Source organism: Microbacterium sp. LWH13-1.2 (genome assembly GCF_038397735.1).
Taxonomy (GTDB): domain Bacteria; phylum Actinomycetota; class Actinomycetes; order Actinomycetales; family Microbacteriaceae; genus Microbacterium.
This window is the reverse complement of record NZ_CP151635.1, coordinates 3,176,281-3,195,593: the sequence shown is the minus strand read 5'-3', so window position 1 is coordinate 3,195,593 and position 19,313 is coordinate 3,176,281. Positions and strand designations below refer to the sequence as shown.

General features: G+C 68.8%; 22 protein-coding genes. 13 read left to right on the top strand and 9 right to left on the bottom strand.

Annotated features, from left to right (window positions below; genetic code table 11):
- Positions 1–112 precede the first annotated feature (112 nt).
- Entirely contained in the window at positions 113–1,345 is a 1,233-nt protein-coding gene (locus MRBLWH13_RS15405; protein ID WP_341955807.1) for a PLP-dependent aspartate aminotransferase family protein, read from the top strand.
- Here the strand turns inward: MRBLWH13_RS15405 and MRBLWH13_RS15400 are convergent.
- A complete protein-coding gene (locus tag MRBLWH13_RS15400; protein ID WP_341955806.1) occupies positions 1,342–1,809 on the bottom strand; it encodes a hotdog domain-containing protein in 468 nt (155 codons plus the stop codon). The genes MRBLWH13_RS15405 and MRBLWH13_RS15400 overlap by 4 nt on opposite strands.
- A 138-nt stretch (positions 1,810–1,947) precedes the next feature.
- On the opposite strand from MRBLWH13_RS15400, the gene MRBLWH13_RS15395 reads away from it, so the two are divergent.
- Positions 1,948–2,562 (top strand): ATP-dependent Clp protease proteolytic subunit, encoded by a 615-nt coding sequence (locus MRBLWH13_RS15395; RefSeq protein ID WP_341955805.1) that lies wholly within the window; start codon positions 1,948–1,950, stop codon positions 2,560–2,562.
- A complete protein-coding gene (locus MRBLWH13_RS15390; RefSeq protein ID WP_341955804.1) occupies positions 2,559–3,152 on the top strand; it encodes an ATP-dependent Clp protease proteolytic subunit in 594 nt (197 codons plus the stop codon). The genes MRBLWH13_RS15395 and MRBLWH13_RS15390 overlap by 4 nt, the downstream gene beginning before the upstream one ends.
- Before the next feature lie 137 nt (positions 3,153–3,289).
- Here the strand turns inward: MRBLWH13_RS15390 and MRBLWH13_RS15385 are convergent, their stop codons facing one another.
- The 3 genes from MRBLWH13_RS15385 to ribA form a co-directional block, all read right to left on the bottom strand.
- Positions 3,290–3,646, bottom strand: a complete 357-nt coding sequence (locus MRBLWH13_RS15385) for a helix-turn-helix transcriptional regulator (RefSeq protein WP_341955803.1) — start codon at positions 3,644–3,646, stop codon at positions 3,290–3,292.
- 220 nt (positions 3,647–3,866) lie between these two features.
- Positions 3,867–4,325, bottom strand: a complete 459-nt coding sequence (locus tag MRBLWH13_RS15380; protein WP_341955802.1) for a MarR family transcriptional regulator — start codon at positions 4,323–4,325, stop codon at positions 3,867–3,869.
- A gap of 14 nt (positions 4,326–4,339) precedes the next feature.
- A complete protein-coding gene (ribA, locus tag MRBLWH13_RS15375; RefSeq protein ID WP_341955801.1) occupies positions 4,340–4,999 on the bottom strand; it encodes a GTP cyclohydrolase II in 660 nt (219 codons plus the stop codon).
- Between the two features lie 116 nt (positions 5,000–5,115).
- On the opposite strand from ribA, the gene MRBLWH13_RS15370 reads away from it, so the two are divergent.
- Positions 5,116–6,135 carry a zinc-dependent alcohol dehydrogenase family protein gene (locus MRBLWH13_RS15370; protein ID WP_341955800.1) on the top strand — a complete coding sequence of 340 codons (1,020 nt, stop codon included), beginning with the start codon at positions 5,116–5,118 and terminating at the stop codon, positions 6,133–6,135.
- A gap of 3 nt (positions 6,136–6,138) precedes the next feature.
- On the opposite strand, the gene MRBLWH13_RS15365 is transcribed toward MRBLWH13_RS15370, so the two are convergent.
- Entirely contained in the window at positions 6,139–7,038 is a 900-nt protein-coding gene (locus tag MRBLWH13_RS15365) for a DMT family transporter (RefSeq protein WP_341955799.1), read from the bottom strand.
- Positions 7,039–7,151: 113 nt separating this feature from the next.
- On the opposite strand from MRBLWH13_RS15365, the gene MRBLWH13_RS15360 reads away from it, so the two are divergent.
- Entirely contained in the window at positions 7,152–7,988 is an 837-nt protein-coding gene (locus MRBLWH13_RS15360) for a sulfurtransferase (protein WP_341955798.1), read from the top strand.
- Positions 7,989–8,052: 64 nt separating this feature from the next.
- On the opposite strand, the gene MRBLWH13_RS15355 is transcribed toward MRBLWH13_RS15360, so the two are convergent.
- Positions 8,053–8,829, bottom strand: a complete 777-nt coding sequence (locus MRBLWH13_RS15355) for a hypothetical protein (RefSeq protein WP_341955797.1) — start codon at positions 8,827–8,829, stop codon at positions 8,053–8,055.
- Positions 8,830–9,271: 442 nt separating this feature from the next.
- Here MRBLWH13_RS15355 and MRBLWH13_RS15350 point away from each other — a divergent pair, with 442 nt between their 5' ends.
- The 3 genes from MRBLWH13_RS15350 to MRBLWH13_RS15340 all read left to right on the top strand — a co-directional run bounded on the left by MRBLWH13_RS15350 (position 9,272) and on the right by MRBLWH13_RS15340 (position 11,812).
- Positions 9,272–9,922: an acyl-CoA synthetase gene (locus MRBLWH13_RS15350; RefSeq protein ID WP_341955796.1), complete on the top strand. Its 651-nt coding sequence runs from the start codon at positions 9,272–9,274 to the stop codon at positions 9,920–9,922.
- Entirely contained in the window at positions 9,919–10,272 is a 354-nt protein-coding gene (locus tag MRBLWH13_RS15345) for a hypothetical protein (protein ID WP_341955795.1), read from the top strand. Before MRBLWH13_RS15350 ends, MRBLWH13_RS15345 begins: the two co-directional genes overlap by 4 nt.
- A 106-nt stretch (positions 10,273–10,378) precedes the next feature.
- A complete protein-coding gene (locus MRBLWH13_RS15340) occupies positions 10,379–11,812 on the top strand; it encodes an MFS transporter (RefSeq protein WP_341955794.1) in 1,434 nt (477 codons plus the stop codon).
- A gap of 6 nt (positions 11,813–11,818) precedes the next feature.
- Here MRBLWH13_RS15340 and purB read toward each other — a convergent pair whose 3' ends face one another.
- On the bottom strand, positions 11,819–13,201 hold the full coding sequence (gene purB / locus MRBLWH13_RS15335) for an adenylosuccinate lyase (RefSeq protein ID WP_341958337.1): 1,383 nt from the start codon (positions 13,199–13,201) through the stop codon (positions 11,819–11,821).
- A complete protein-coding gene (locus MRBLWH13_RS15330) occupies positions 13,198–13,674 on the bottom strand; it encodes a low molecular weight protein-tyrosine-phosphatase (protein WP_341958336.1) in 477 nt (158 codons plus the stop codon). Before MRBLWH13_RS15330 ends, purB begins: the two co-directional genes overlap by 4 nt.
- A gap of 230 nt (positions 13,675–13,904) precedes the next feature.
- On the opposite strand from MRBLWH13_RS15330, the gene MRBLWH13_RS15325 reads away from it, so the two are divergent.
- Positions 13,905–14,168: a hypothetical protein gene (locus MRBLWH13_RS15325; RefSeq protein WP_341955793.1), complete on the top strand. Its 264-nt coding sequence runs from the start codon at positions 13,905–13,907 to the stop codon at positions 14,166–14,168.
- Positions 14,165–15,442 (top strand): hypothetical protein, encoded by a 1,278-nt coding sequence (locus tag MRBLWH13_RS15320; RefSeq protein WP_341955792.1) that lies wholly within the window; start codon positions 14,165–14,167, stop codon positions 15,440–15,442. The genes MRBLWH13_RS15325 and MRBLWH13_RS15320 overlap by 4 nt, the downstream gene beginning before the upstream one ends.
- Before the next feature lie 64 nt (positions 15,443–15,506).
- Here MRBLWH13_RS15320 and MRBLWH13_RS15315 read toward each other — a convergent pair whose 3' ends face one another.
- Positions 15,507–15,911: a phage holin family protein gene (locus tag MRBLWH13_RS15315; RefSeq protein WP_259161376.1), complete on the bottom strand. Its 405-nt coding sequence runs from the start codon at positions 15,909–15,911 to the stop codon at positions 15,507–15,509.
- 59 nt (positions 15,912–15,970) lie between these two features.
- Between MRBLWH13_RS15315 and MRBLWH13_RS15310 the strand changes: the two genes are divergently transcribed.
- The 3 genes from MRBLWH13_RS15310 (at position 15,971) to MRBLWH13_RS15300 (ending at position 19,238) form a co-directional block, all read left to right on the top strand.
- Positions 15,971–17,038, top strand: coding sequence for a histidinol-phosphate transaminase (locus MRBLWH13_RS15310; protein WP_341955791.1), 1,068 nt, complete (start codon positions 15,971–15,973; stop codon positions 17,036–17,038).
- A gap of 95 nt (positions 17,039–17,133) precedes the next feature.
- Positions 17,134–18,261: a pyruvate dehydrogenase (acetyl-transferring) E1 component subunit alpha gene (gene pdhA, locus MRBLWH13_RS15305; RefSeq protein ID WP_341955790.1), complete on the top strand. Its 1,128-nt coding sequence runs from the start codon at positions 17,134–17,136 to the stop codon at positions 18,259–18,261.
- A gap of 11 nt (positions 18,262–18,272) precedes the next feature.
- Complete coding sequence (locus MRBLWH13_RS15300) at positions 18,273–19,238, top strand: alpha-ketoacid dehydrogenase subunit beta (protein ID WP_341958335.1); 966 nt, start codon at positions 18,273–18,275, stop codon at positions 19,236–19,238.
- Positions 19,239–19,313: the final 75 nt, after the last annotated feature.

Sequence of the window (19,313 nt, the reverse complement as noted above, 5' to 3'; positions counted from 1 at the left end):
GCCCCCACCTCCTGGTATTGCCTCTTTGCTCAGAATATCGAGAACGAGCCAGAATCCGACGGATGCTGTCGAATTTCTGCGGAAAGATCGTGATTCGGGCAACGTGGCAGGCATGACTGCACCGTTGCATCCAGACACCGTCGCCGTGCACAGCGGCCGCTCAGACCTCGAGGCACTCGGAGTTCACTCACCGCCGATCGACCTGTCGACGACCAACCCGCTGCCCGACATCGAGCGCGGAGGCGACTCGTACGAGGCGATGGCGACGGGTGGGCGTCCGCCTGCCGACGGCAGCATGGTCTACGCACGACTCTGGAACCCCACCGTGGCGCGGTTCGAAGATGCCCTCGCCGAGCTCGAGCACGCCGACGCCGCCGTAGCCTTCGCATCCGGCATGGCGGCGATGACCGCGGTGATCCTCGCGCACGGCCCGGCGGCGGGCAAGAACCACGTCGTAGCGGTGCGCCCCCTCTACGGCGGCACCGATCACCTGCTCGGCTCCGGCCTGCTGGGTGTGGAGGCGACCTTCTGTCACCCGGCCGAGGTGGCCGCATCCATCCGCCCGGAGACCGGCCTGGTGGTAGTCGAGACCCCCGCCAATCCCACCCTCGACGTCGCCGACATCGCCGCGGTGGTGGCGCAAGCGGGAGACGTGCCGGTGGTGGTCGACAACACCTTCGCCACACCCGTGCTGCAGAACCCCATCGACCACGGTGCGGCCATGTCGCTGCACAGCGCCACGAAGTACCTCGGCGGGCACGGCGACGTGATCGCCGGTGCGGTCGCCTGCGACGAGCAGACCGCAGAGGCGCTCCGCCGAGTCCGCGCGGTGACCGGCGGGCTGCTGCACCCGCTCGGCGCCTACCTGCTGCACCGGGGGCTCACGACCCTTCCTGTGCGCATGCGCGCGCAGCAGGAGAGCGCTCGCCGCATCGTGCAGTGGCTGATCGACCGCCCGGAGGTCGCCGAGGTGTTCTACCCAGGACTCGACGACGACCCGGAGGGCGTCATCGTGCGTCAGATGCGCGGCACCGGGGCGATGATCGCGATGCGGATGCGGGGCGGGTATGCCGCGGCATCCGCTGTCACCTCGTCGACGTCGCTGTTCACGCACGCAGTGTCGCTGGGCGGTGTCGATTCACTGATTCAGCATCCGGCAGCGCTCACCCACCGGCCTGTGCCCGCGGAGGCACGCCCCGACGCTGATGTGCTGCGACTGTCGATCGGTCTCGAGAACGTCGACGACCTGATCGCCGACCTCGCGCAGGCGTTCACCGCGCTGTCGCGGGCGGAGGACGCGGTCGTCGCCGCGATGCCGTCCGCCGTGCGGCTGACCGGATCCTAGGGAAGACGGATCGTGCCGGTGGCGATGCGCTCCGTCGGCATCCGATCGCGGTTGTAGGTGATCTCCTTGTATCCGTGCGGAGTGGGTGAGCCGTCTTCATCGAGGCTCACGAACACGATCTTCTCGATCGTGAGGATGCGCTTGCGGGTGATCATGTTGCGGGCGACCGCGCGCATGGTCAGAGACGTGGTGCCGAAGTGGGTCGCCTGCAGGCCGATCTCGATCAGGTCGCCCTGCACCGCCGAGGCCTCGAAGTTGATCTCCGAGATGTGCTTGGTCACGGCGCGGTAGTTGCCCAGCTGTACGATCGCGTAGATCGCAGCCTCCTCGTCGATCCACTTGAGCAGGCTGCCGCCGAACAGCGACCCGTTCGCATTGAGGTCTTCCGGCTTCACCCATTTGCGCGTGCGGAAGTTGATGCCGTCTTCGGACCACTGCCACTCGGGTGTCTGCTGTTTCGCCATGCTTCGAGGGTAGGAGCGTCGTGAGTCGGGGGTGTTACGCGTGCACATCCGTGCAGGTCGACGCGCGATCTGCCTCAGGCGGATCTGCCTCGAGCGGATACCGCCCCGCGCACGGTCCCGGTGGCGGATGCTGAGGCCATGAGCGAAGAGACCCCCATCCCGCAGTTCGGCCCCGAGGCCAGACGGGCCCTGTTCCACGAGCGCGTGCTCGTGCTCGACGGCGCCCTCGACGACGACAACGGCACGCTGCTCATGACGCAGCTGCTCACCCTCTCGGCCGAGGATCCGACGACCGATATCGCCCTCTGGATCCACTCGCCCGGCGGCTCCGTGCCGTCGATGCTCGCGATCCGCGACCTCATGACCCTGGTGCCGAACGACGTGTCCACCCTCGCGCTCGGGCTCGCCTGCAGCGCCGGGCAGTTCCTGCTGTCTGCCGGAGCGAACGGCAAGCGCAGGGCGCTGCCGCATGCGCGCATCCTGATGCATCAGGGGTCTGCGGGCATCGGCGGATCGGCGGGCGAGATCGAAACGCAGGCCGATGATCTGCGGCACATGCGCGACACCGTGCTCGGGCTGATCGCCGTCGATACGGGGCAGCCCGTGGAGCGCGTCTTCGAGGATTCGTTGCACGACCGCTGGTACACCGCCGAGCAGGCGAAGGACTACGGGTTCATCGACGAGATCGTCGCCTCCCTCGCGGATCTCATGCCGCGTCGACGAGCCCGCGTCGGACTGGGGGCGAGCGCATGAGCGGCTACACGATCCCGAACGTCATCGCGCAGCATCCGCGGGGCGAACGCGTGATGGACGTCTACTCGCACCTGCTCGCGGAGCGGGTCATCTATCTCGGCACCGGCATCGACGCGGGTGTCGCGAATGCGCTCATCGCCCAGCTGCTGCATCTGGATGCCGACAGTCAGGATTCCGGCATCCAGTTCTACATCAACAGCGAAGGCGGCGATCCGGGGGCGGCGCTCGCGATCTACGACACGATGCAGCACATCCGTCCCGCGGTCGCGACGACCTGCGTCGGGCAGGCGATCGGGCCCGCCGCGCTGCTCGTCGCCGCCGGAGCCCCGGGCCGGCGTGCCGCGCTCGCCCACGCCCGCATCGTGCTGCATCAGCCCGCCGGACAGTCTCGCGGGGCGATCCCCGACCTCATCCTCGCGGCCGATGAGGTCGTGCGCGTGCGGGCGGACATGGAGTCGATCCTCGCCAGGCACAGTGGGCGCACCCTGGCCGAGCTGCGCACCGACACCGATCGGGATCGCGTCTTCACGGCATCCGCTGCACTGGACTACGGGCTGATCGACACCGTCCGGGGGGAGCGGGCGGTCTGAGGCGGTGCGGGGTCGAAAACGCATCCCGCTCGCGGTGCGGGGTCGATAACGCATCCCAATCGGCCGGATCCGATGCACTATTGACCCCGCACCGCGGCCGACGCGGGGGAGGCGAGAGCGGCGAGGGCGCGTACGGCTCAGGCGGCGAGGGCGAAGGCCCCGCGCCACGCCGACACTGCAGCGGATGCCGGGGCCGCCGCGGCCTGACGCAGGTCGTCGGCCACGGTGCTCGTCAGCTCGACGAGCGAGGTGTCGAGGGCTCCGGCGATCGCGGCGATCATCTCGCTCGACGGCTCCTTGAGTCCTCGCTCGACCTCCGAGAGGTACTGCGGTGAGACTCCGGCGTTCTCGGCGGTCTCGGTCAGCGTCTCGTCGCGGGCATGTCGTCGGCGCCGCAGCTGATCGCCCAGCATGTGGCGCCACAGCGGTTCCGGTTCGAACGGCCGCGGACGATCAGGACGAGGAGCACGGGAGAACGGGACGAGGTCGGCCATGCCTCACGATAATCCGCCGTCGTCTGCGGATTCGAGAGGTTCTGCTCAGAGCAGAAAGCCCGGGCTCAGGCCTCCGCGCGCTCCGCCGGGCTCGCGCCGGCCACATCGGTGGCCGACCAGCTCGCACCTCGTTGCGGGTGTCCATGTCTTCGACGGTACGCCCCCTCGCGGGATGGAGGGAGGTACTGGTGGGCACTCCCTCTGCGCCCCGAAGCCCGAGTCAGAGGGCCGCAGTCACACCGGGGAGCAGTTTGGCCGCGATCGCGCCGAGCTGCTCCCGCTCGGCTCGGGTGAGGGGGTCGAAGATCAGCTCGCGGATCTGCGCCACGTGCACGGGGGCAGCCCCCCGCAGGAGCTCGCGACCGGCATCCGTCAGCGCTGCAGTCAGAGTGCGCTTGTCGCTGCTGCACGAGGTGCGCGTCACCCAGCCGCGTTCTTCGAGCGAGTCGATGGCATGGCTCAACCGCGAACGGCTGAGACCGGCGATCTGCGCGAGCTCCGTCATCGGGATCGCACGGTCGTCCTGGCCCGCCAGCGTCACGAGGATCGCGTAGTGCGCGTGCTTGAGTCCGGTCTCGGCTTTCAGCGCGCGGTCGAGCACCTGCGGCAGCAGCTGGACGAACCGGATGGTCGGCAGCCACGTCTGCATCTCGTCGTCGTCGAGGCGCCGATCGTTCATCACCTGCGCGTTCATCACGCGGCGGAGAGATCGAGCGTGTGCGATGTGTGGTCGCGCTTGGCCTCGAGGTAGCGGTGATTCGCATCCGACAGGTGCACACCGGTGCGCACCTGCTCGGTGACGCGGATGCCGAGGGACTCGAGCTGCGCCGCCTTGTCGGGGTTGTTGCTCAGCAGGCGGATGCTGTCTGCGCCCAGCGTGTTCAGCATCTGCGCCGCGACCGTGTAGTCGCGCTCGTCCTCGCCGCGGCCGAGGGCGACGTTCGCCTCGTAGGTGTCGAGCCCTGCGTCCTGCAGCGCGTACGCGTCGAGCTTGGCGTACAGGCCGATGCCGCGGCCCTCCTGGCGGAGGTACAGCAGGAACCCGCCCTCCTCGGCGATGCGCTCGACGGCTTCTCGCAGCTGCGGACCGCAGTCGCAGCGCTCCGAACCGAACACGTCGCCGGTCAGGCATTCGCTGTGCGGGCGCACGAGGGGTGCGTCGCCGCCGTCGGCCGCGCGCTCCATGGCCGCCCTCCAATCGCCGAGCCCGAGCAGCAGGTGCTCACGGCCGTCGATCAACCCGTCGAACGTGACGACATCGGCCGTGGTGGAGAATCCGTCGGCGAAGCGCATCGGCACGCGCACACGCGTGCGCTCGGAGGCGACCGGAACGACGGTTGAAGTTTCAATCATGTGAGGTGAAACGCCAGGCGCCGAAGTCTATTCCCGTGAAAGGAGTTCTCTCAGAACCTCCCGAGCACGCGAGATCGGGAGTTGACTGGAGTCACAAGACCGAAGGAGCACCACTCATGCGTGGAGTAGTCATGTACGCCCCCGGCGACGTTCGCGTCGAGGACCGCGAGAAGCCGACCCTCACCCGTCCGACCGATGCCGTGATCCGGATCGCGGCGACCTGTATCTGCGGATCCGACCTGTGGCCCTACCGGGGCGCGAACGAGGTCGATCACGACCCGATGGGTCACGAGTACGTCGGCGTCGTCGAGGAGATCGGCGCCGACGTGAAGACCGTGAAGGTCGGCGACTTCGTCGTCGGATCGTTCATGGCGTCCGACAACACCTGCGAGATCTGCCAGGCCGGTTACCAGTCCCGCTGCGTGCATGTCGTGCCTATGGGACGCTTCGGCACCCAGGCCGAGTACTCCCTGATCCCGCACGCCGACGGCACGCTCGTCGCGACGCCGGGGCAGCCCGACGCCGATCTGATCCCGTCGCTGCTCGCGGCATCCGACGTGCTGGGCACCGGCTGGTTCGCCGCCGTCGCGGCAGAGGTCGGCCCGGGCAAGACCGTCGCCGTGGTCGGTGACGGAGCGGTGGGTCTGCTCGGCATCCTCGCCGCGCGTGAACTCGGCGCCGAGCGGATCATCGCGATGAGCCGGCACGCCGACCGCCAGGCGCTGGCGCGCGAGTTCGGCGCGACCGACATCGTGGAGGAGCGCGGAGACGAGGGCGTCGCCCGCATCAAGGAGCTCACGAACGGACTCGGCGCGCACTCGGTGATCGAGGCCGTCGGCACGCAGGAGTCGATGATGCAGGCGATCCGCGCCACCCGCCCCGGCGGTCACGTCGGATACGTCGGCGTCTCGCACGACGTCGCGCTGCCCGGCGAGGAGCTCTTCTTCTCGGGCGTGCACCTGCACGGCGGACCGGCTCCGGTGCGCCGATTCCTCCCCGAGCTGATCCAGCTCATCTGGGACCGAAAGATCGACCCCGGAAAGGTGTTCGACCTCACGCTCCCGCTCGAGGAGGCCGCCGAGGGCTATCGCGCCATGGATGAGCGCCGCGCCACCAAAGTGCTGCTCACCGTCTGATCGCTACTCCGCCGTCGGCGCCGGTTCACGGCGGCGCACGAGTCTGAGCTCGCTGGCCAGGATGCCGAGCACGACGAGTGCGCCGCCGATCAGCGCCGTGACGGGCAGGCGCTCGCCGGCGATGCGGCCGATCGCGGCCGCCCACACCGGCTCGCCCGCGTAGATGATCGTGGCGCGGGTCGGCGAGACCGACTTCTGCGCCCAGTTCATCGTGAGCTGGATGATGCAGCTCGCCGCACCGAGCCCGATCGCGCAGCCGACCCAGATCCACGAGAACTCGGGCAGTCCCTCGCCGACGGCCGGCATCGTCAGGATGCCGAGCACTCCCGCGGTGAGGAGCTGGATGATCGTGATCCGGCCGAGGTCGATCCTGCCGGCGAACACGCTGATCAGGATGATCTCGGCCGCGATGGGCAGGGTGCTGATCACGGTGAGGATCTCGCCCGACCCGAGTGTCAGCGCGAACGCGTCGGGGCCGGCGATGAGCACCAGCCCGAGGAAGGCGAGGCCCGCACCCACGAACGCCATGGCCGGAGGGCGCTTGCGGAACACCGCCCACTGGGCGAGCGGGACGAGCGGGATGTACATCGCCGTGATGAACGCCGACGTGCTCGAGTCGATGGTCTGCAGCCCCACGGTCTGGAGGCCATAGCCCAGGTAGATCATCACGCCGATCGCGACGCCCGCACCGATGTCCCGCCAGCGGATGCCTCGCAGCACCCTGCGGAAGATGACGACGCTGATCAGGCCGGCTACCAGGAACCGGATGCCGACGAAGAACCAGGGTCCGGAGTGCTGCATCGCCCAGTGCACGAGCAGGAAGGTGCTGCCCCAGACCGCCGTCACGGCGATCAGGGCGACCTCCTGCCGACGCAGGCTCATCCAGCGGAATCGAGTGGACATGCGGTCCTTTCTCGACGCGGCCCGGATGAGCTTATCGCCGTCATCGACGGTCGCCGTGACGGCATGTGGCGCCGGTGGCCGTGAGCGTCGGGTGGACTCGATAACCTCGCTTCATGAGCAACTTCGTGAGCGTCGACGAACTGAGCGAGCTGCGGGCGTCCGAGACGCCGGTCCGAGTGATCGACGTGCGCTGGCGACTCGACCGCCCCGACGGTCACGCCGACTATCTCGGGGGCCACATCCCCGGAGCCGTCTACGTTCCGCTCTCCACCGAACTGGCGACGCACGGCGAGCCCTCAGAGGGGCGCCATCCACTGCCCTCCACGCAGACGCTGCAGGATGCCGCGCGCCGATGGGGTGTGAACCGGGGCGACCTGGTCGTGGCCTACGACGATGCGAAGGGGCTCAGCGCCTCGCGCGCCTGGTGGCTGCTGCGACAGGGCGGCGTCGACGTGCGCGTGCTCGACGGCGGCATCCGCGCCTGGACGGCGGCCGGTCTGCCGGTCGCGACCGACGACGTCGAGGTCGAGCCGGGCGACGTCGTCCTCGACGAGATCGGTGCCGACGCGATCTCGATCGACGAGGCGGCGTCGTTCCCCGAGAACGGAGTGCTGCTCGACGTGCGCGCTCCCGAGCGGTATCGGGGTGACCACGAGCCGCTCGACCCGATCGGCGGACACATCCCCGGTGCGCTCAACCTGCCGATGGCTGCTCACCTGAACCCCGAGGGCAAGATCCTCGACGTGCACACCCTCCAGGCGACCTTCGCGGCCGTCGGCGTGACCGAGGGGACTCCGGTGGCTGCGTACTGCGGCTCCGGCATCACGGCCGCCCACACCGCGCTGGTCCTCGACGAGGCCGGTATCGAGGCGAAGGTCTTCCCCGGATCGTGGAGCCAGTGGTCCAACACTCCGGGGCGCGCGGTCGCCGTCGGAGAACAGCCCGGCTGAGCATCACACGACTGGGCATCACACGACTGGGCATCGCACGGCCGAGCAGCGCCGCCCGCGGGAGTCAGCGTCCGTCGTCGTAGGTCCAGGAGACTCCGAGGAGTCCGGGACCGAAGGCGCGACGAACCTGATGCACCGAGTTGCGGCCCTCGAGCGACAGCTCCGTCGTCTTGACGCCGGTCGGGGTCTCGGCGCGCTCTTCGATGCGATCGGGCAGGGCATCGGGGTGGAACCTGGTCCACACCAGCAGCTCCCTGCATTGTCGAGCGACGGCGTGGCCGGTCTCACGCTGCGGCGGGTAGCCGGGTGGGTATCTGACCGACCACTCCACCATCGACGTGCTCGGAGCGGTCAGAGGCACGTCGAGCTCGAACAGCACGCCGTGCACCTCGCCGTTCGGATGCGAGTAGCGGGCGGCGATCCGGCCGCCGGCCACCGCATCGATGATCGGGGCGGGGGTGCTCACGCCTGGCGTCATCTCGAGGAACGGGATCGAGGCGACCGTGCCGACGGTGGACTGCACGATGCTGCGCGTGATCGAGTACGCGACGTTGCCGTCGGCATCCACATCCGTCACCGAATGCGTGGTCAGCTCGCGAGAGGTGTCAGGGTACTCGGCGCCGAGGGCGGCGAAGGCCTCTTTCACCGCCTCCTCGAGCTCCTGCTCGTCGAGCGGGAACTGATTGGGACCGAGAGGGCCGGTGCGGTTCGTGGTGCCGAGCAGCGCGGTGAGCGAGCCGGGTTCGAGGTGCAGCAGTTGCTCGATATCGCCGAGCGCCGCCATCGACTGCGCTCCCTCCGGTCGACGAGCGCCGGAGCGCCAGTAACTGAGAGTCGCCATCGACACGCTGTTGCCCCGGGCGCGCAGCTGCTCGTGCAGCCTCGCCAAAGTCAATCCACGTGCATTGATCGCGTCACGGAAGGACGCTGCAAATACATCGGCATACCGGCGAATGCCACTTTCCATACTCATCACAGCACCCCCTCCGGTATGTGAAGAATCGAGCCCTAAAGTGAGCATACGACCACACCAGCATCGCGTAGGGGACGAGATGCTATTTCTGGGGTCAGCTGGGCAGAACAGTCGTGGGCAGGGTGCCCGACCTCACGACCGATCGGCCTATAACGCGGTGTCGCCCCCGTCGCCGCGTTCTGTCGCGGGGCCTGATGATCGATCTGGGGAGATCCATCGGGCCCCGCGAACACCTCTCTCCCCGGCGTCCGCGCCCACTCCGCGCCCCCGCGTAGACTGGGAGGAACACCCCGGAGGACTCTGGATCGTCATGTCTGCCCCTGCCCGCGCGTTCACCGTGCGTCACCTTCAGCTGCTGCGCGCGCTCTTCGCCGCTGCTGCAGCCGTGATGATCACCTTCTCGCCCGACCACTCCGCGGCCGTCGGTCTCTCCGTCTTCAGCGGCTTCGTGCTGACGACGGCCCTCGTGATGATCGTCGCCGCCTGGCTCGTGTTCCCCGCCGGGCAGCGCTGGCCCTCGGTGGTCCTGGCCATCCTGGGCTTCGCCGCGGGCATGACCGCGGGAGTGCCGGCCTGGCGCACCGACGACGTCTTCTTCGTCGTCGTGATCGCCTGGGCGGTCGCCACCGGAATCCTCGAGCTGGTCGTCGGATTGCGCGCGCGACGCACGGGTGACCCCACGGCACGTGATTCGATCGCCCTGGGTGCCTTCGGTCTGCTGCTCGCCGTGCTCCTGCTGGCGATCCCCGCAGGCTTCGTGCAGCCCTATGCGATCGAGGGCGCAGGTGAGTTCGAGCTCACCGGCATCATCCTGGGCGTCGGCATGTTCGGCGGGTACGCCGCCATCGTCGCGGTCTTCCTCGGCATCGCCGGGCTCACTCCGAAGCGCGTCGACGCCGTCGCCGACTCCGCATCCACCGAGAACGACCCTGCCCCTGCCGGGCACGGAGGAGACCGATGAGCGACGACAAGCCCACCCGGCGCGACATCCTGCGCCCCCTGCACCTGCTGGGCATCGCCCTCGGCTGCGGTGTCTTCGCGGCGGTCGTGACGCTCGTGTCGACCGGAGCCTTCACCGCCCGGGTCAACACCGCCATCGCGAACGGCAGCTACGACGGCCTCACCCCGATCGCTCTCGGCCTGGTGGTCGGCGGCGGCGCGTTCATCGTCACCCTGCTGTTCCTGGCGATGCTGATCCTCGTGGTCGACCCGGCCGATGTCACCAAGACGGTCGACCGTCCGGTGCTCTTCGACCCCGAGACGCCTGACGAACCCGACTCCGACAAGCCCGGTCGCAGCGCGTCCTCCTGACTCGCGCCGCCTCTCGTGATGCGCGGCGTCGCTTCCCTGACGTAGGGCGCAGGAATCTCCGGCATCCGTCCGGAATAGTCCCCGTGCCCGGCCGCTTGTGCCTGTAGTGACTGCTTCGATCGATCGCGCCTCCATCGGACTCCGCTCGACCCGCGGTCCCGTGCTCGGTGCGCTCATGCTCGCGACCGGACTCATCGCGATCGACGCGACGATCCTGGCGACGGCGGTGCCCAGCATCGTCCGCGATCTCGGCAGCTATCAGCAGTTCCCGTGGCTCTTCTCGGTCTACCTCCTCGCGCAGGCCGTCAGCGTGCCGATCTATTCGCGCTTCGCCGACACCGTGGGGCGAAAGCCCATCATCCTGCTCGGCATCGCGCTCTTCCTGCTGGGGTCCGTGCTCGCGGGATTCGCCTGGAGCATGACCTCCCTGATCATCTTCCGCATCGTCCAGGGGCTCGGCGCCGGGGCGGTCGCGCCGATGTCGATGACCATCGTCGGCGACATCTACACGGTCGCCGAGCGCGCGAAGGTGCAGGGCTACATCGCCTCGGTCTGGGCGATCTCGTCTGTCGTCGGCCCTGCCCTCGGTGGGATCTTCGCCCAGCTCGACGCGTGGAGGTGGATCTTCTGGGTGAACATCCCGCTGTGCCTGATCGCGGGGTGGATGCTGCTGCGCAAATATCACGAAGAGAAGCAGACTCAGCGGCACCGCATCGACTACGCCGGAGCGGTCCTTCTCACGATCGGACTCACCGGTCTCATCCTCGGGATGCTGGAGGGCGGCAACGCCTGGGCCTGGCTCTCCGTGCCCAGTGCGATCTGCTTCGGCCTCGGGGCCCTGGCGCTGATCGCGTTCGGGCTCGTCGAACGGCGGGCCGCGGAGCCCATCGTCGACCTGCGACTGGCCGCGCGGCCGCTCATCCTCACGACCACGATCGTGTCGCTCGGCATCGGTGCGTTGATGACGGGCGTCACGAGCTTCGCACCCGCCTACCTCGAGGGGTCGATCGGCATCGCCCCGCTGCTGTCGGGACTCGCCGTCGCGGCCCTGACCCTCGGGTGGCCGCTCGCCGCCGCGAACTCCGGGCGCCTGTACCTGCGGATCGGGTTCCGCCGCACCGCGCTCACGGGCATGTCGATAACGGCGATCGCGGCGATCGCGCTCGCGGTGGTGTCGCCCTGGCCCAACCCGTTCTCGATAGCGGCCGTCGCCTTCGTGCTCGGCTTCGGTCTGGGGTGGAGCGCCGCCCCGACGCTCATCGCCGCCCAGGCCTCGGTCGGCTGGGGCGAGCGCGGAGCCGTCACCGGCATGAACGCCTTCGCCCGGTCGGCGGGAAGCGCGCTCGGAGTCGCGGTGTTCGGGGCGATCTCGAACTCGGTCATCGCACAGGGCGCCGGCCCCGAGGACCCGGCGACCATCATCTCGGCATCCGTCTGGGTGTTCATCGCGGCAGCCGTGGTCGCCGTGCTGACCCTGGTCGCCGCGGCGTTCATGCCGCGCGACTCCGCCGGAGCGCACTCCGGCGAGCCCCGCCCCTAGCGGCGACTACTTGGCGAGCTGCTCGGCGATGCCCGTGTACGACGCGGGGGTCAGGGCCAGCAGGCGCTGCTTCGCCGCATCCCCGATCTCGAGTCCTTCGACGAAGGCCGCAAGATCCTCGGCACCGACGCGGTGTCCGCGGGTCAGCTCCTTGAGCAGAGCGTAGGGATCGGTGATCGACGAGCGACCGGCGACGACCTCGGCGCGGATGACGGTCTGGATCGCCTCGGCGAGGACCTCCCAGTTCACGTCGAGGTCGGCGAGCAGCACGTCGCGGGAGAGCGAGATCGCGTTCAGTCCGCGGCGCAGGTTGTCGATCGCGAGCAGCGAGTGCCCGAATGCGACGCCGATGTTGCGCTGCGTCGTCGAGTCGGTGAGGTCGCGCTGCAGGCGGCTCGTGACGAGGGTCTGACCGAGCGATGCGAGCAGCGCACCCGAGATCTCGAGGTTCGCCTCGGCGTTCTCGAACCGGATCGGGTTGATCTTGTGCGGCATGGTCGACGAGCCGGTCGCACCGGCGACGGGGATCTGTGCGAAGTAGCCGAGCGAGATGTAGGTCCAGATGTCGGTGGCGAGGTTGTGCAGGATCCCGCCGGCGTGACGGACGCGGTCGTAGAGCTCGACCTGCCAGTCGTGCGACTCGATCTGCGTGGTCAGCAGATTGAAGCCGAGACCGAGACCCTCGATGTACTCACGCGAGATCGTGGGCCAGTCGGCGTCGGGGTCGGCCGCGAGGTGCGCAGACCAGGTGCCGGTCGCGCCCGAGAACTTGGCGAGGTAGTCGGATGCCGCGATCTGGGCGCGCACGCGCTCGAGACGCCACGCGAAGACGGCGATCTCCTTGCCCATGGTCGACGGGGTGGCCGGCTGTCCGTGGGTGCGGGAGAGCATCGCGGCGTCCGCGTGCTCGGCGGCCAGTTCACGGAGCTTGGCGATCACGACGTCGAGCGCGGGGAGCCAGACCTCTTCGACCGCGCGCTTCACGGTGAGCGCGTACGAGGCGGAGTTGATGTCCTCACTCGTGCAGGCGAAGTGCGTGAGCTCGGCGATGCCGTCGAGGCCGAGCGCGCTCAGGCGGTCGCGCACCAGGTACTCGATCGCCTTGACGTCGTGCTGGGTGACGGCTTCCTTCTCGGCGAGCCAGTCGATCTCGGCCTGTCCGAAGTCGCGGTACAGGGCGCGCAGCCGCTCCTTGTCGGCGTCCGACAGAGGACTCGTCTCGAAGAGCGAGCGGTCGGTGAGCGCGATCAGCCACTCCACCTCGACCTCGACGCGGGCGCGGTTCAAGCCCGCCTCCGAGAGGAAGTCGGCGAGGCCGGTGACGGCGCCGCGGTAGCGACCGTCGAGGGGGCTCAGGGGCTGCGGCGGGAGCGAAGGCTGGAAAGTCAGGGGAGTCCTCCTGATCGGGCCCCGGGCGTGCGGGGCGTGCGGGGCTGGCGAAGAGCCGGCTCGAGCTGGCGGAACAGCCCGCGAGTCGCCGTCTCAATCATACCGAGCACCGAATCGAACATCTCGGCGCCGGCGTAGTAGGGGTCGGGCACGTCCTGGCTCGACGCCTCCGGGTCGAAGGTGAGGAGCAGGGTGACCTTGCCCTCCTCATCTTCGCTGCGCGCCCATTCACGCAGGATGCGCTCGTGCGTGCGGTCGAGGGCGACGACCAGATCGTTCTCCGCGAACGAGGCGAACGTGAACTGCTTCGCGCGGTGGAGCGAGCCGTCGTAGCCACGGCGGGCGAGGGAGTCGAGTGTGCGATGATCCGCACGTTCACCGAGATGCCAGTCGCCCGTGCCGGCGCTGCGTGAGACGATGCGCGAACCCAGCCCTTGCCGCTCCGCGAGTTCGCGGAACACCACCTCGGCCATCGGAGAGCGGCAGATGTTCCCCGTGCACACGAAGATCACGCGGAAGGGATCCGGGGATGTCACCGTCCTATTCTGCCGGTCGCCGACCGATCGCGCGACGCCCGCGTCGTGACGACGGCTGCAACGGTCTCGTTCTGCACGGATGACGATCGCGGCGAACTGCTCACGATCGCCGCGGTCACGGCGATCGTCGACCCTCACAGATGACGCGGATCGCGGATGCTGAGCGCATGTACTCCTTTGCACTCGCACCCACCGGCGCCGCCGACGCCGCGTGGGCGAAAGCCCAGACGCTGGCCGCTCTCGGCACCGCCGTCGATGCGCTCGACGATGTCCGTGCGGCGCTCGCCGTCCTCGCCTCCGACACCGATTGGCACTCAGACGGTGTGCGCGCGATGCAGGAGTCGCTCGACCATCTGCGGGTGGGCACCCGTGCCGAGGCCTCCGCGACGCGCAGCCGCGAATCAGAGGCCGAACGGGCGGAGATCTCATGACCGGGCTGACGATCGATCACGGCGGGGCCATCGCGGTCGACCCCGACGCGCTGCGAGACGTCGCTCGACGCATAGAGGGCGTCGCCTCGCGCTACGACGATGCGCGCTCCGCGCTCATGCGCGCCTATCGGGTCATCCTCGACGCTCCGGGCTTCAGCGCGCAGGTCGACACGGTCGAGCTGTGGTCGTCGGGGCAGCGCGTGGCCCGTCTTCATTCGGAGTGCGAGAAGACCGCCACATCCACGCTGCTCATGGCCGACACCTACGAGTACGTCGAACTGCGGGCCGAGGCCGAGATGCTCTCCCAGACCGATCCGAGCACGGCGCAGCGACTGATGCGGCGTGCCGATCGGCTGGCGGCATCGGATGACCGCATCGCGGGCCTTGCCGAGGATCTCATCACCCAGTGGCGCGCGGAGAGCTTCGAGGGGCTGGTCGGCAACATCGTGACGCCCTCCCTCTACGACGACGTCTTCGGCACTGCGGCGTTGGTGGGGCTCACCGCGGGCTTCGGCAAGGTATTCCCCGGCGAGACCCTGAAGGGCGCGGCCGATCGTGTCTCGGTCGCGCCGGTGAAGACGTCCACGCCCACCGGTGCGCCGACGGGCATCGCGGGAGCGCTGGGGCGCATGCCGGTCACCTCGGGGGCTCAGATCGCTGTCGAGAAGTACTCCTTCGCCGACGGCAGCACGAGATACGTCGCCTATCTGAAGGGCACACAGACCATCGGGTGGGGAGGCAAGGAGCCGTGGGATCTCAAGTCCAACGTCGAGCTCTACACCGAGCAGGACGCCGCGTCGTACCAGGCCACCCTCGATGCGCTCGAGGCGGCGGGTGCCCAGCCCGGTGATGAGGTCGATGTCGTCGCGCACTCGCAATCGGGGATGATCACCGCGCACCTCGCGATGGAGAGCGGTTACGACGTGCAGATGCAGATCACCGCCGGGAGCCCGGTCGAGCCCACGCTCGACGACGACCAGACGATCATCCAGATCAGACACACCGATGACCCCGTCCCGGCGCTCGCGGGAGGCGGATCTCCCGAGGGCACGGGATCGGCCGACAGCATGGTCATCTCGACCCAGGGCAACCCGGGCGACACCCTCGAGGACTGGCTTGTCGACGCGCACCACCTCGACACGTACATCGAGACCGCGGAGGAGGCCGACGCCTCGAACGATCCCCGGATCGACGCGGCGGATGAGTTCTGGAGGGAGCTCGACCAGGCCGAGGTGATCGAGCGCACCGAGTACCACGCAGAGCGGGTCGGGTGATCGACCGGACCGCCCCGAGCCCGGGACCGCCCCGAGCCCCGGACCGCCCGCGAGCGGGTATGTGTCAGTCGCGGCGCTGCTTCTTGCTCTGCGGCCGCAGGATGAAGCCGAAGACGCCGTTGATCAGCGAGATGATCAACGCGGCGAGCACGCCCCACCAGAAGCTGCCGACGGTGAGGCCCCAGCCGAAGCCGCTCGTGATCCAGGCGGTGAGCCACAGCAGGAAGCCGTTGATCACGAACCCGATGAGGCCGAGGGTGATGATGTACAGCGGGAACGCGACGATCTTGACGACGGTGCCGATGATCGTGTTCACGAGCGCGAAGATCGCAGCGACCGCGAGCAGGGTCAGCACCAGCTGCAGGGTCTCACCCGGCGCGAACGCCTTGATCTGCACCTGCAGGGCGGGGATCAGCGTCACGACCCAGAGGGCGAACGCGTTGACGACGACTCGGATGATGAAACGCATAGTCAGCCCAGTCTCCCATGCGCTCCGCCAGAGGGCCGGTGGAATCTAGACTCATCCTTGTGACCGACCCGATCCTGCCGCGCATCCGTCCCGCCATCGCCGCCCTCGCGCCGTACCGCCAGGGCAAGCAGGCGGGGCCGGACGCCTTCAAGCTCTCGAGCAACGAGAACCCCTTCGAGCCGCTGCCTTCGGTCGCCGCCGCTCTGCAGCACACGACGCCGATCAACCGCTACCCGGACGCGACCGCAGGAAGGCTCCGCGAGCGGCTCGGAGCGCGCTACGCCGTCGAGCCCGACCAGGTGCACGTCGCGGCGGGCAGCGTGTCGATCCTCCAGCAGCTGATCCTCGCGACCGTGTCGGTCGGCGACGAGGTCGTCTACGCCTGGCGCTCGTTCGAGGCCTACCCGAGTCTGCCGCTCGTCGCCGGCGGCACCGGGGTGAAGGTGCCGGTCACGGCCGACGGTCGCCACGACCTCGACGCGATGGCGGATGCCGTCACCGACCGCACCCGTGCGATCATCCTGTGCACGCCGAACAACCCGACGGGCCCGATCATCACGAGCGACGAGTTCGCGACCTTCGTCGAGCGCGTCCCCACCGACGTCCTGATCATCCTCGACGAGGCCTACGCCGAGTTCGTCACCGCCCCCGGCGCTGTCGACGGCCTCGCGGAGCGTGTGTTCGAACGGCATCCGAACGTCGTGGTGCTGCGCACCTTCTCGAAGGCCTACGGGCTCGCGGGCCTGCGCATCGGCTACGCGATCGGCCACGAGAAGGTCCTCGATGCCGCCCGCACCACCGGCATCCCGCTGTCGGTCACGTCCGCCGCCGAGAACGCGGCCATCGCGAGTCTCGATGCCGAGGGCGAGCTGCTCGAGCGGGTCGCAGTGATCGTCGAGCGCCGCACGCGCCTGCTCGAGGGACTCCGGAGGCAGGGCTGGGACGTGCCCGACTCGCAGGCCAACTTCGTCTGGCTCCCCACCGGTGAGCGCACCGTCGAGGTCGCGGCGGCCTTCGTCTCTGCCGACCTGATCGTGCGTCCTTTCCCGGGCGACGGCATCCGCATCTCGGTGGGCGAGGAAGAGTCCGTGGCGCGTGTGCTCGACGTCGCCTCGACCCTCCGCTGAGGGGCTCCATCCCGCCATTTCTCCGGGTTCCCGGCAGATGCGAGGACGTCCTAGGTATGCGTGACCGGGCATGCGCGCGGCGGTAGCGTGGCACCGTGACCTCGTCAGAGACTGAACTCGTCCGCGTCCTCGATCAGGACGGCCGCTATACCCCGAGCGCGGCTGCTGAGCAGTACCTGCCGCTGATCGAGGCGATCAGCGACGCCGAGCTCGAGCAGTTCTACCGCGACATGGTGGGCATCCGCGCGATCGACACCCAGGCCACGAACCTGCAGCGTCAGGGGCAGCTCGCGCTGTGGCCGCCGAGCCGTGGCCAGGAGGCCGCTCAGGTCGGCTCCGCTCGCGCCGCTCGCGCTCAGGACACGATCTTCCCGTCGTACCGCGAGCATGCCGTGACGCGCATCCGCGGGGTCGACCCCGTCGACATCATCAAGCTGATGCGCGGAGTCTCGCACGGCGGCTGGGATCCGACGGACCCCAAGAACGGCAACACCCGGCTCTACACGCTCGTGCTCGGCTCGCAGGTGCTGCACGCGACCGGCTACGCCATGGGACTGAACTTCGACGGCCGCTCGGGAACCGGTGACGTCGACACCGACGAAGCCGTGATCGTCTATTACGGCGACGGCGCGTCGAGCCAGGGCGACGTGCACGAGGCGATGGTGTTCGCCGCCAGCTACCAGTCGCCGACCGTCTTCTTCCTGCAGAACAACCACTGGGCGATCTCGGTGCCGGTGTCGACGCAGTCGCGCGTTCCGCTCGTCGAGCGCAGCTCCGGCTACGGAATCCCCAGCGTCCGGGTCGACGGCAACGACGTGCTCGCCAGCTACGCCGTCTCACGCGTTGCACTCGACGAGGCGCGCAGCGGCAAGGGCCCGCGTGCCATCGAGGCCGTGACCTACCGGCTCGGGGCGCACACCACCAGCGACGACCCCACGAAGTACCGCGGCTCCGACGAAGAGCAGTCGTGGGCGCAGCGCGACCCGATCGACCGGATGCGGGCGTTCCTCGAGAACAGGGGAGCGGCAGGCCAGTTCTTCGCCGACGTGGATGCCGAGGCAGCCGACGCCGCCGAGGATCTGCGCGCCCGGAGCGTCGAGCTCGGACCGCCGACCGCAGACAAGATCTTCGACCACGTCTACAGCGAGCCGCATCCTCTGATCGCGGAGCAGAAGGCCTGGCACAGGCAGTACGAAGCATCGTTCGAAGGGGACGGCAAGTGACTCTCGAGACGATGCCTCTCAGCAAGGCGCTCAACGCGGGCCTCCGCAAGGCCATGGAGGACGACTCGAAGGTCCTGCTCATGGGCGAGGACATCGGCAAGCTCGGCGGTGTCTTCCGCGTCACCGAGCACCTGCAGCGCGACTTCGGCGACAAGCGGGTGCTCGACACGCCCCTCGCCGAGTCGGGCATCGTGGGCACCGCGATCGGGCTCGCGATGGCAGGGTTCCGCCCCGTGATCGAGATCCAGTTCGACGGGTTCGTGTTCCCCGCGTTCGACCAGATCACGACGCAGCTCGCCAAGCTCACCAACCGGCACGAGGGCAAGCTCAGCCTGCCGATCGTCATCCGCATCCCGTACGGCGGGCACATCGGCGCCGTCGAGCACCACCAGGAGAGCCCCGAGGCGTACTTCGCGCACACCCCGGGTCTGCGCGTGGTGGCGCCGTCGACACCCAACGACGCCTACTGGATGATCCAGGAGGCCATCGCGTCGAACGACCCCGTGATCTTCATGGAGCCGAAGAGCCGCTACTGGCAGAAGGGCGAGGTCGAGCTCGACGGGTCGGCCGCTCCGCTGCACTCGTCGCGCGTCGTTCGCACGGGCTCCGACGTCACCCTCGTCGGGCACGGCGCCATGGTCACGACGCTGCTGCAGGCTGCGGCGCTCGCCGAGTCCGAGGGCACCAGCTGCGAGGTCGTCGACGTGCGTTCGCTGTCGCCCATCGACTACGAGCCGATCCTGAATTCGGTGCGCAAGACCGGACGCATGGTCTACGCGCAGGAGGCACCCGGCTTCACGAGCATCGGGAGTGAGGTGGCGGCGACCGTGATGGAGCGCGCCTTCTACGCACTCGAAGCCCCCGTGCTGCGCGTCTCGGGCTACGACACTCCGTTCCCGCCCGCGAAACTCGAGGGCACCTACCTCCCGGATGCCGACCGCATCCTCGAGGCCGTCGACCGTTCGCTGGCCTACTGACCCTCGTTCGATGTTCACAATTCAGCAAGAATCAGACGAGACCTGGCCGGTCCGCGCGAAGCGGGTCACTTCTGC

Bases quoted from the DNA above. Each gene is read 5' to 3' on its own strand.
- MRBLWH13_RS15405 (WP_341955807.1), top strand. From the start codon at position 113: ATGACTGCACCGTTGCATCCAGACACCGTCGCCGTGCACAGCGGCCGC.
- MRBLWH13_RS15400 (WP_341955806.1), bottom strand. From the start codon at position 1,809: ATGGCGAAACAGCAGACACCCGAGTGGCAGTGGTCCGAAGACGGCATC.
- MRBLWH13_RS15395 (WP_341955805.1), top strand. From the start codon at position 1,948: ATGAGCGAAGAGACCCCCATCCCGCAGTTCGGCCCCGAGGCCAGACGG.
- MRBLWH13_RS15390 (WP_341955804.1), top strand. From the start codon at position 2,559: ATGAGCGGCTACACGATCCCGAACGTCATCGCGCAGCATCCGCGGGGC.
- MRBLWH13_RS15385 (WP_341955803.1), bottom strand. From the start codon at position 3,646: ATGGCCGACCTCGTCCCGTTCTCCCGTGCTCCTCGTCCTGATCGTCCG.
- MRBLWH13_RS15380 (WP_341955802.1), bottom strand. From the start codon at position 4,325: ATGAACGATCGGCGCCTCGACGACGACGAGATGCAGACGTGGCTGCCG.
- ribA (WP_341955801.1), bottom strand. From the start codon at position 4,999: ATGATTGAAACTTCAACCGTCGTTCCGGTCGCCTCCGAGCGCACGCGT.
- MRBLWH13_RS15370 (WP_341955800.1), top strand. From the start codon at position 5,116: ATGCGTGGAGTAGTCATGTACGCCCCCGGCGACGTTCGCGTCGAGGAC.
- MRBLWH13_RS15365 (WP_341955799.1), bottom strand. From the start codon at position 7,038: ATGTCCACTCGATTCCGCTGGATGAGCCTGCGTCGGCAGGAGGTCGCC.
- MRBLWH13_RS15360 (WP_341955798.1), top strand. From the start codon at position 7,152: ATGAGCAACTTCGTGAGCGTCGACGAACTGAGCGAGCTGCGGGCGTCC.
- MRBLWH13_RS15355 (WP_341955797.1), bottom strand. From the start codon at position 8,829: ATGGCGACTCTCAGTTACTGGCGCTCCGGCGCTCGTCGACCGGAGGGA.
- MRBLWH13_RS15350 (WP_341955796.1), top strand. From the start codon at position 9,272: ATGTCTGCCCCTGCCCGCGCGTTCACCGTGCGTCACCTTCAGCTGCTG.
- MRBLWH13_RS15345 (WP_341955795.1), top strand. From the start codon at position 9,919: ATGAGCGACGACAAGCCCACCCGGCGCGACATCCTGCGCCCCCTGCAC.
- MRBLWH13_RS15330 (WP_341958336.1), bottom strand. From the start codon at position 13,674: ATGGCCGAGGTGGTGTTCCGCGAACTCGCGGAGCGGCAAGGGCTGGGT.
- MRBLWH13_RS15325 (WP_341955793.1), top strand. From the start codon at position 13,905: ATGTACTCCTTTGCACTCGCACCCACCGGCGCCGCCGACGCCGCGTGG.
- MRBLWH13_RS15320 (WP_341955792.1), top strand. From the start codon at position 14,165: ATGACCGGGCTGACGATCGATCACGGCGGGGCCATCGCGGTCGACCCC.
- MRBLWH13_RS15315 (WP_259161376.1), bottom strand. From the start codon at position 15,911: ATGCGTTTCATCATCCGAGTCGTCGTCAACGCGTTCGCCCTCTGGGTC.
- MRBLWH13_RS15300 (WP_341958335.1), top strand. From the start codon at position 18,273: ATGCCTCTCAGCAAGGCGCTCAACGCGGGCCTCCGCAAGGCCATGGAG.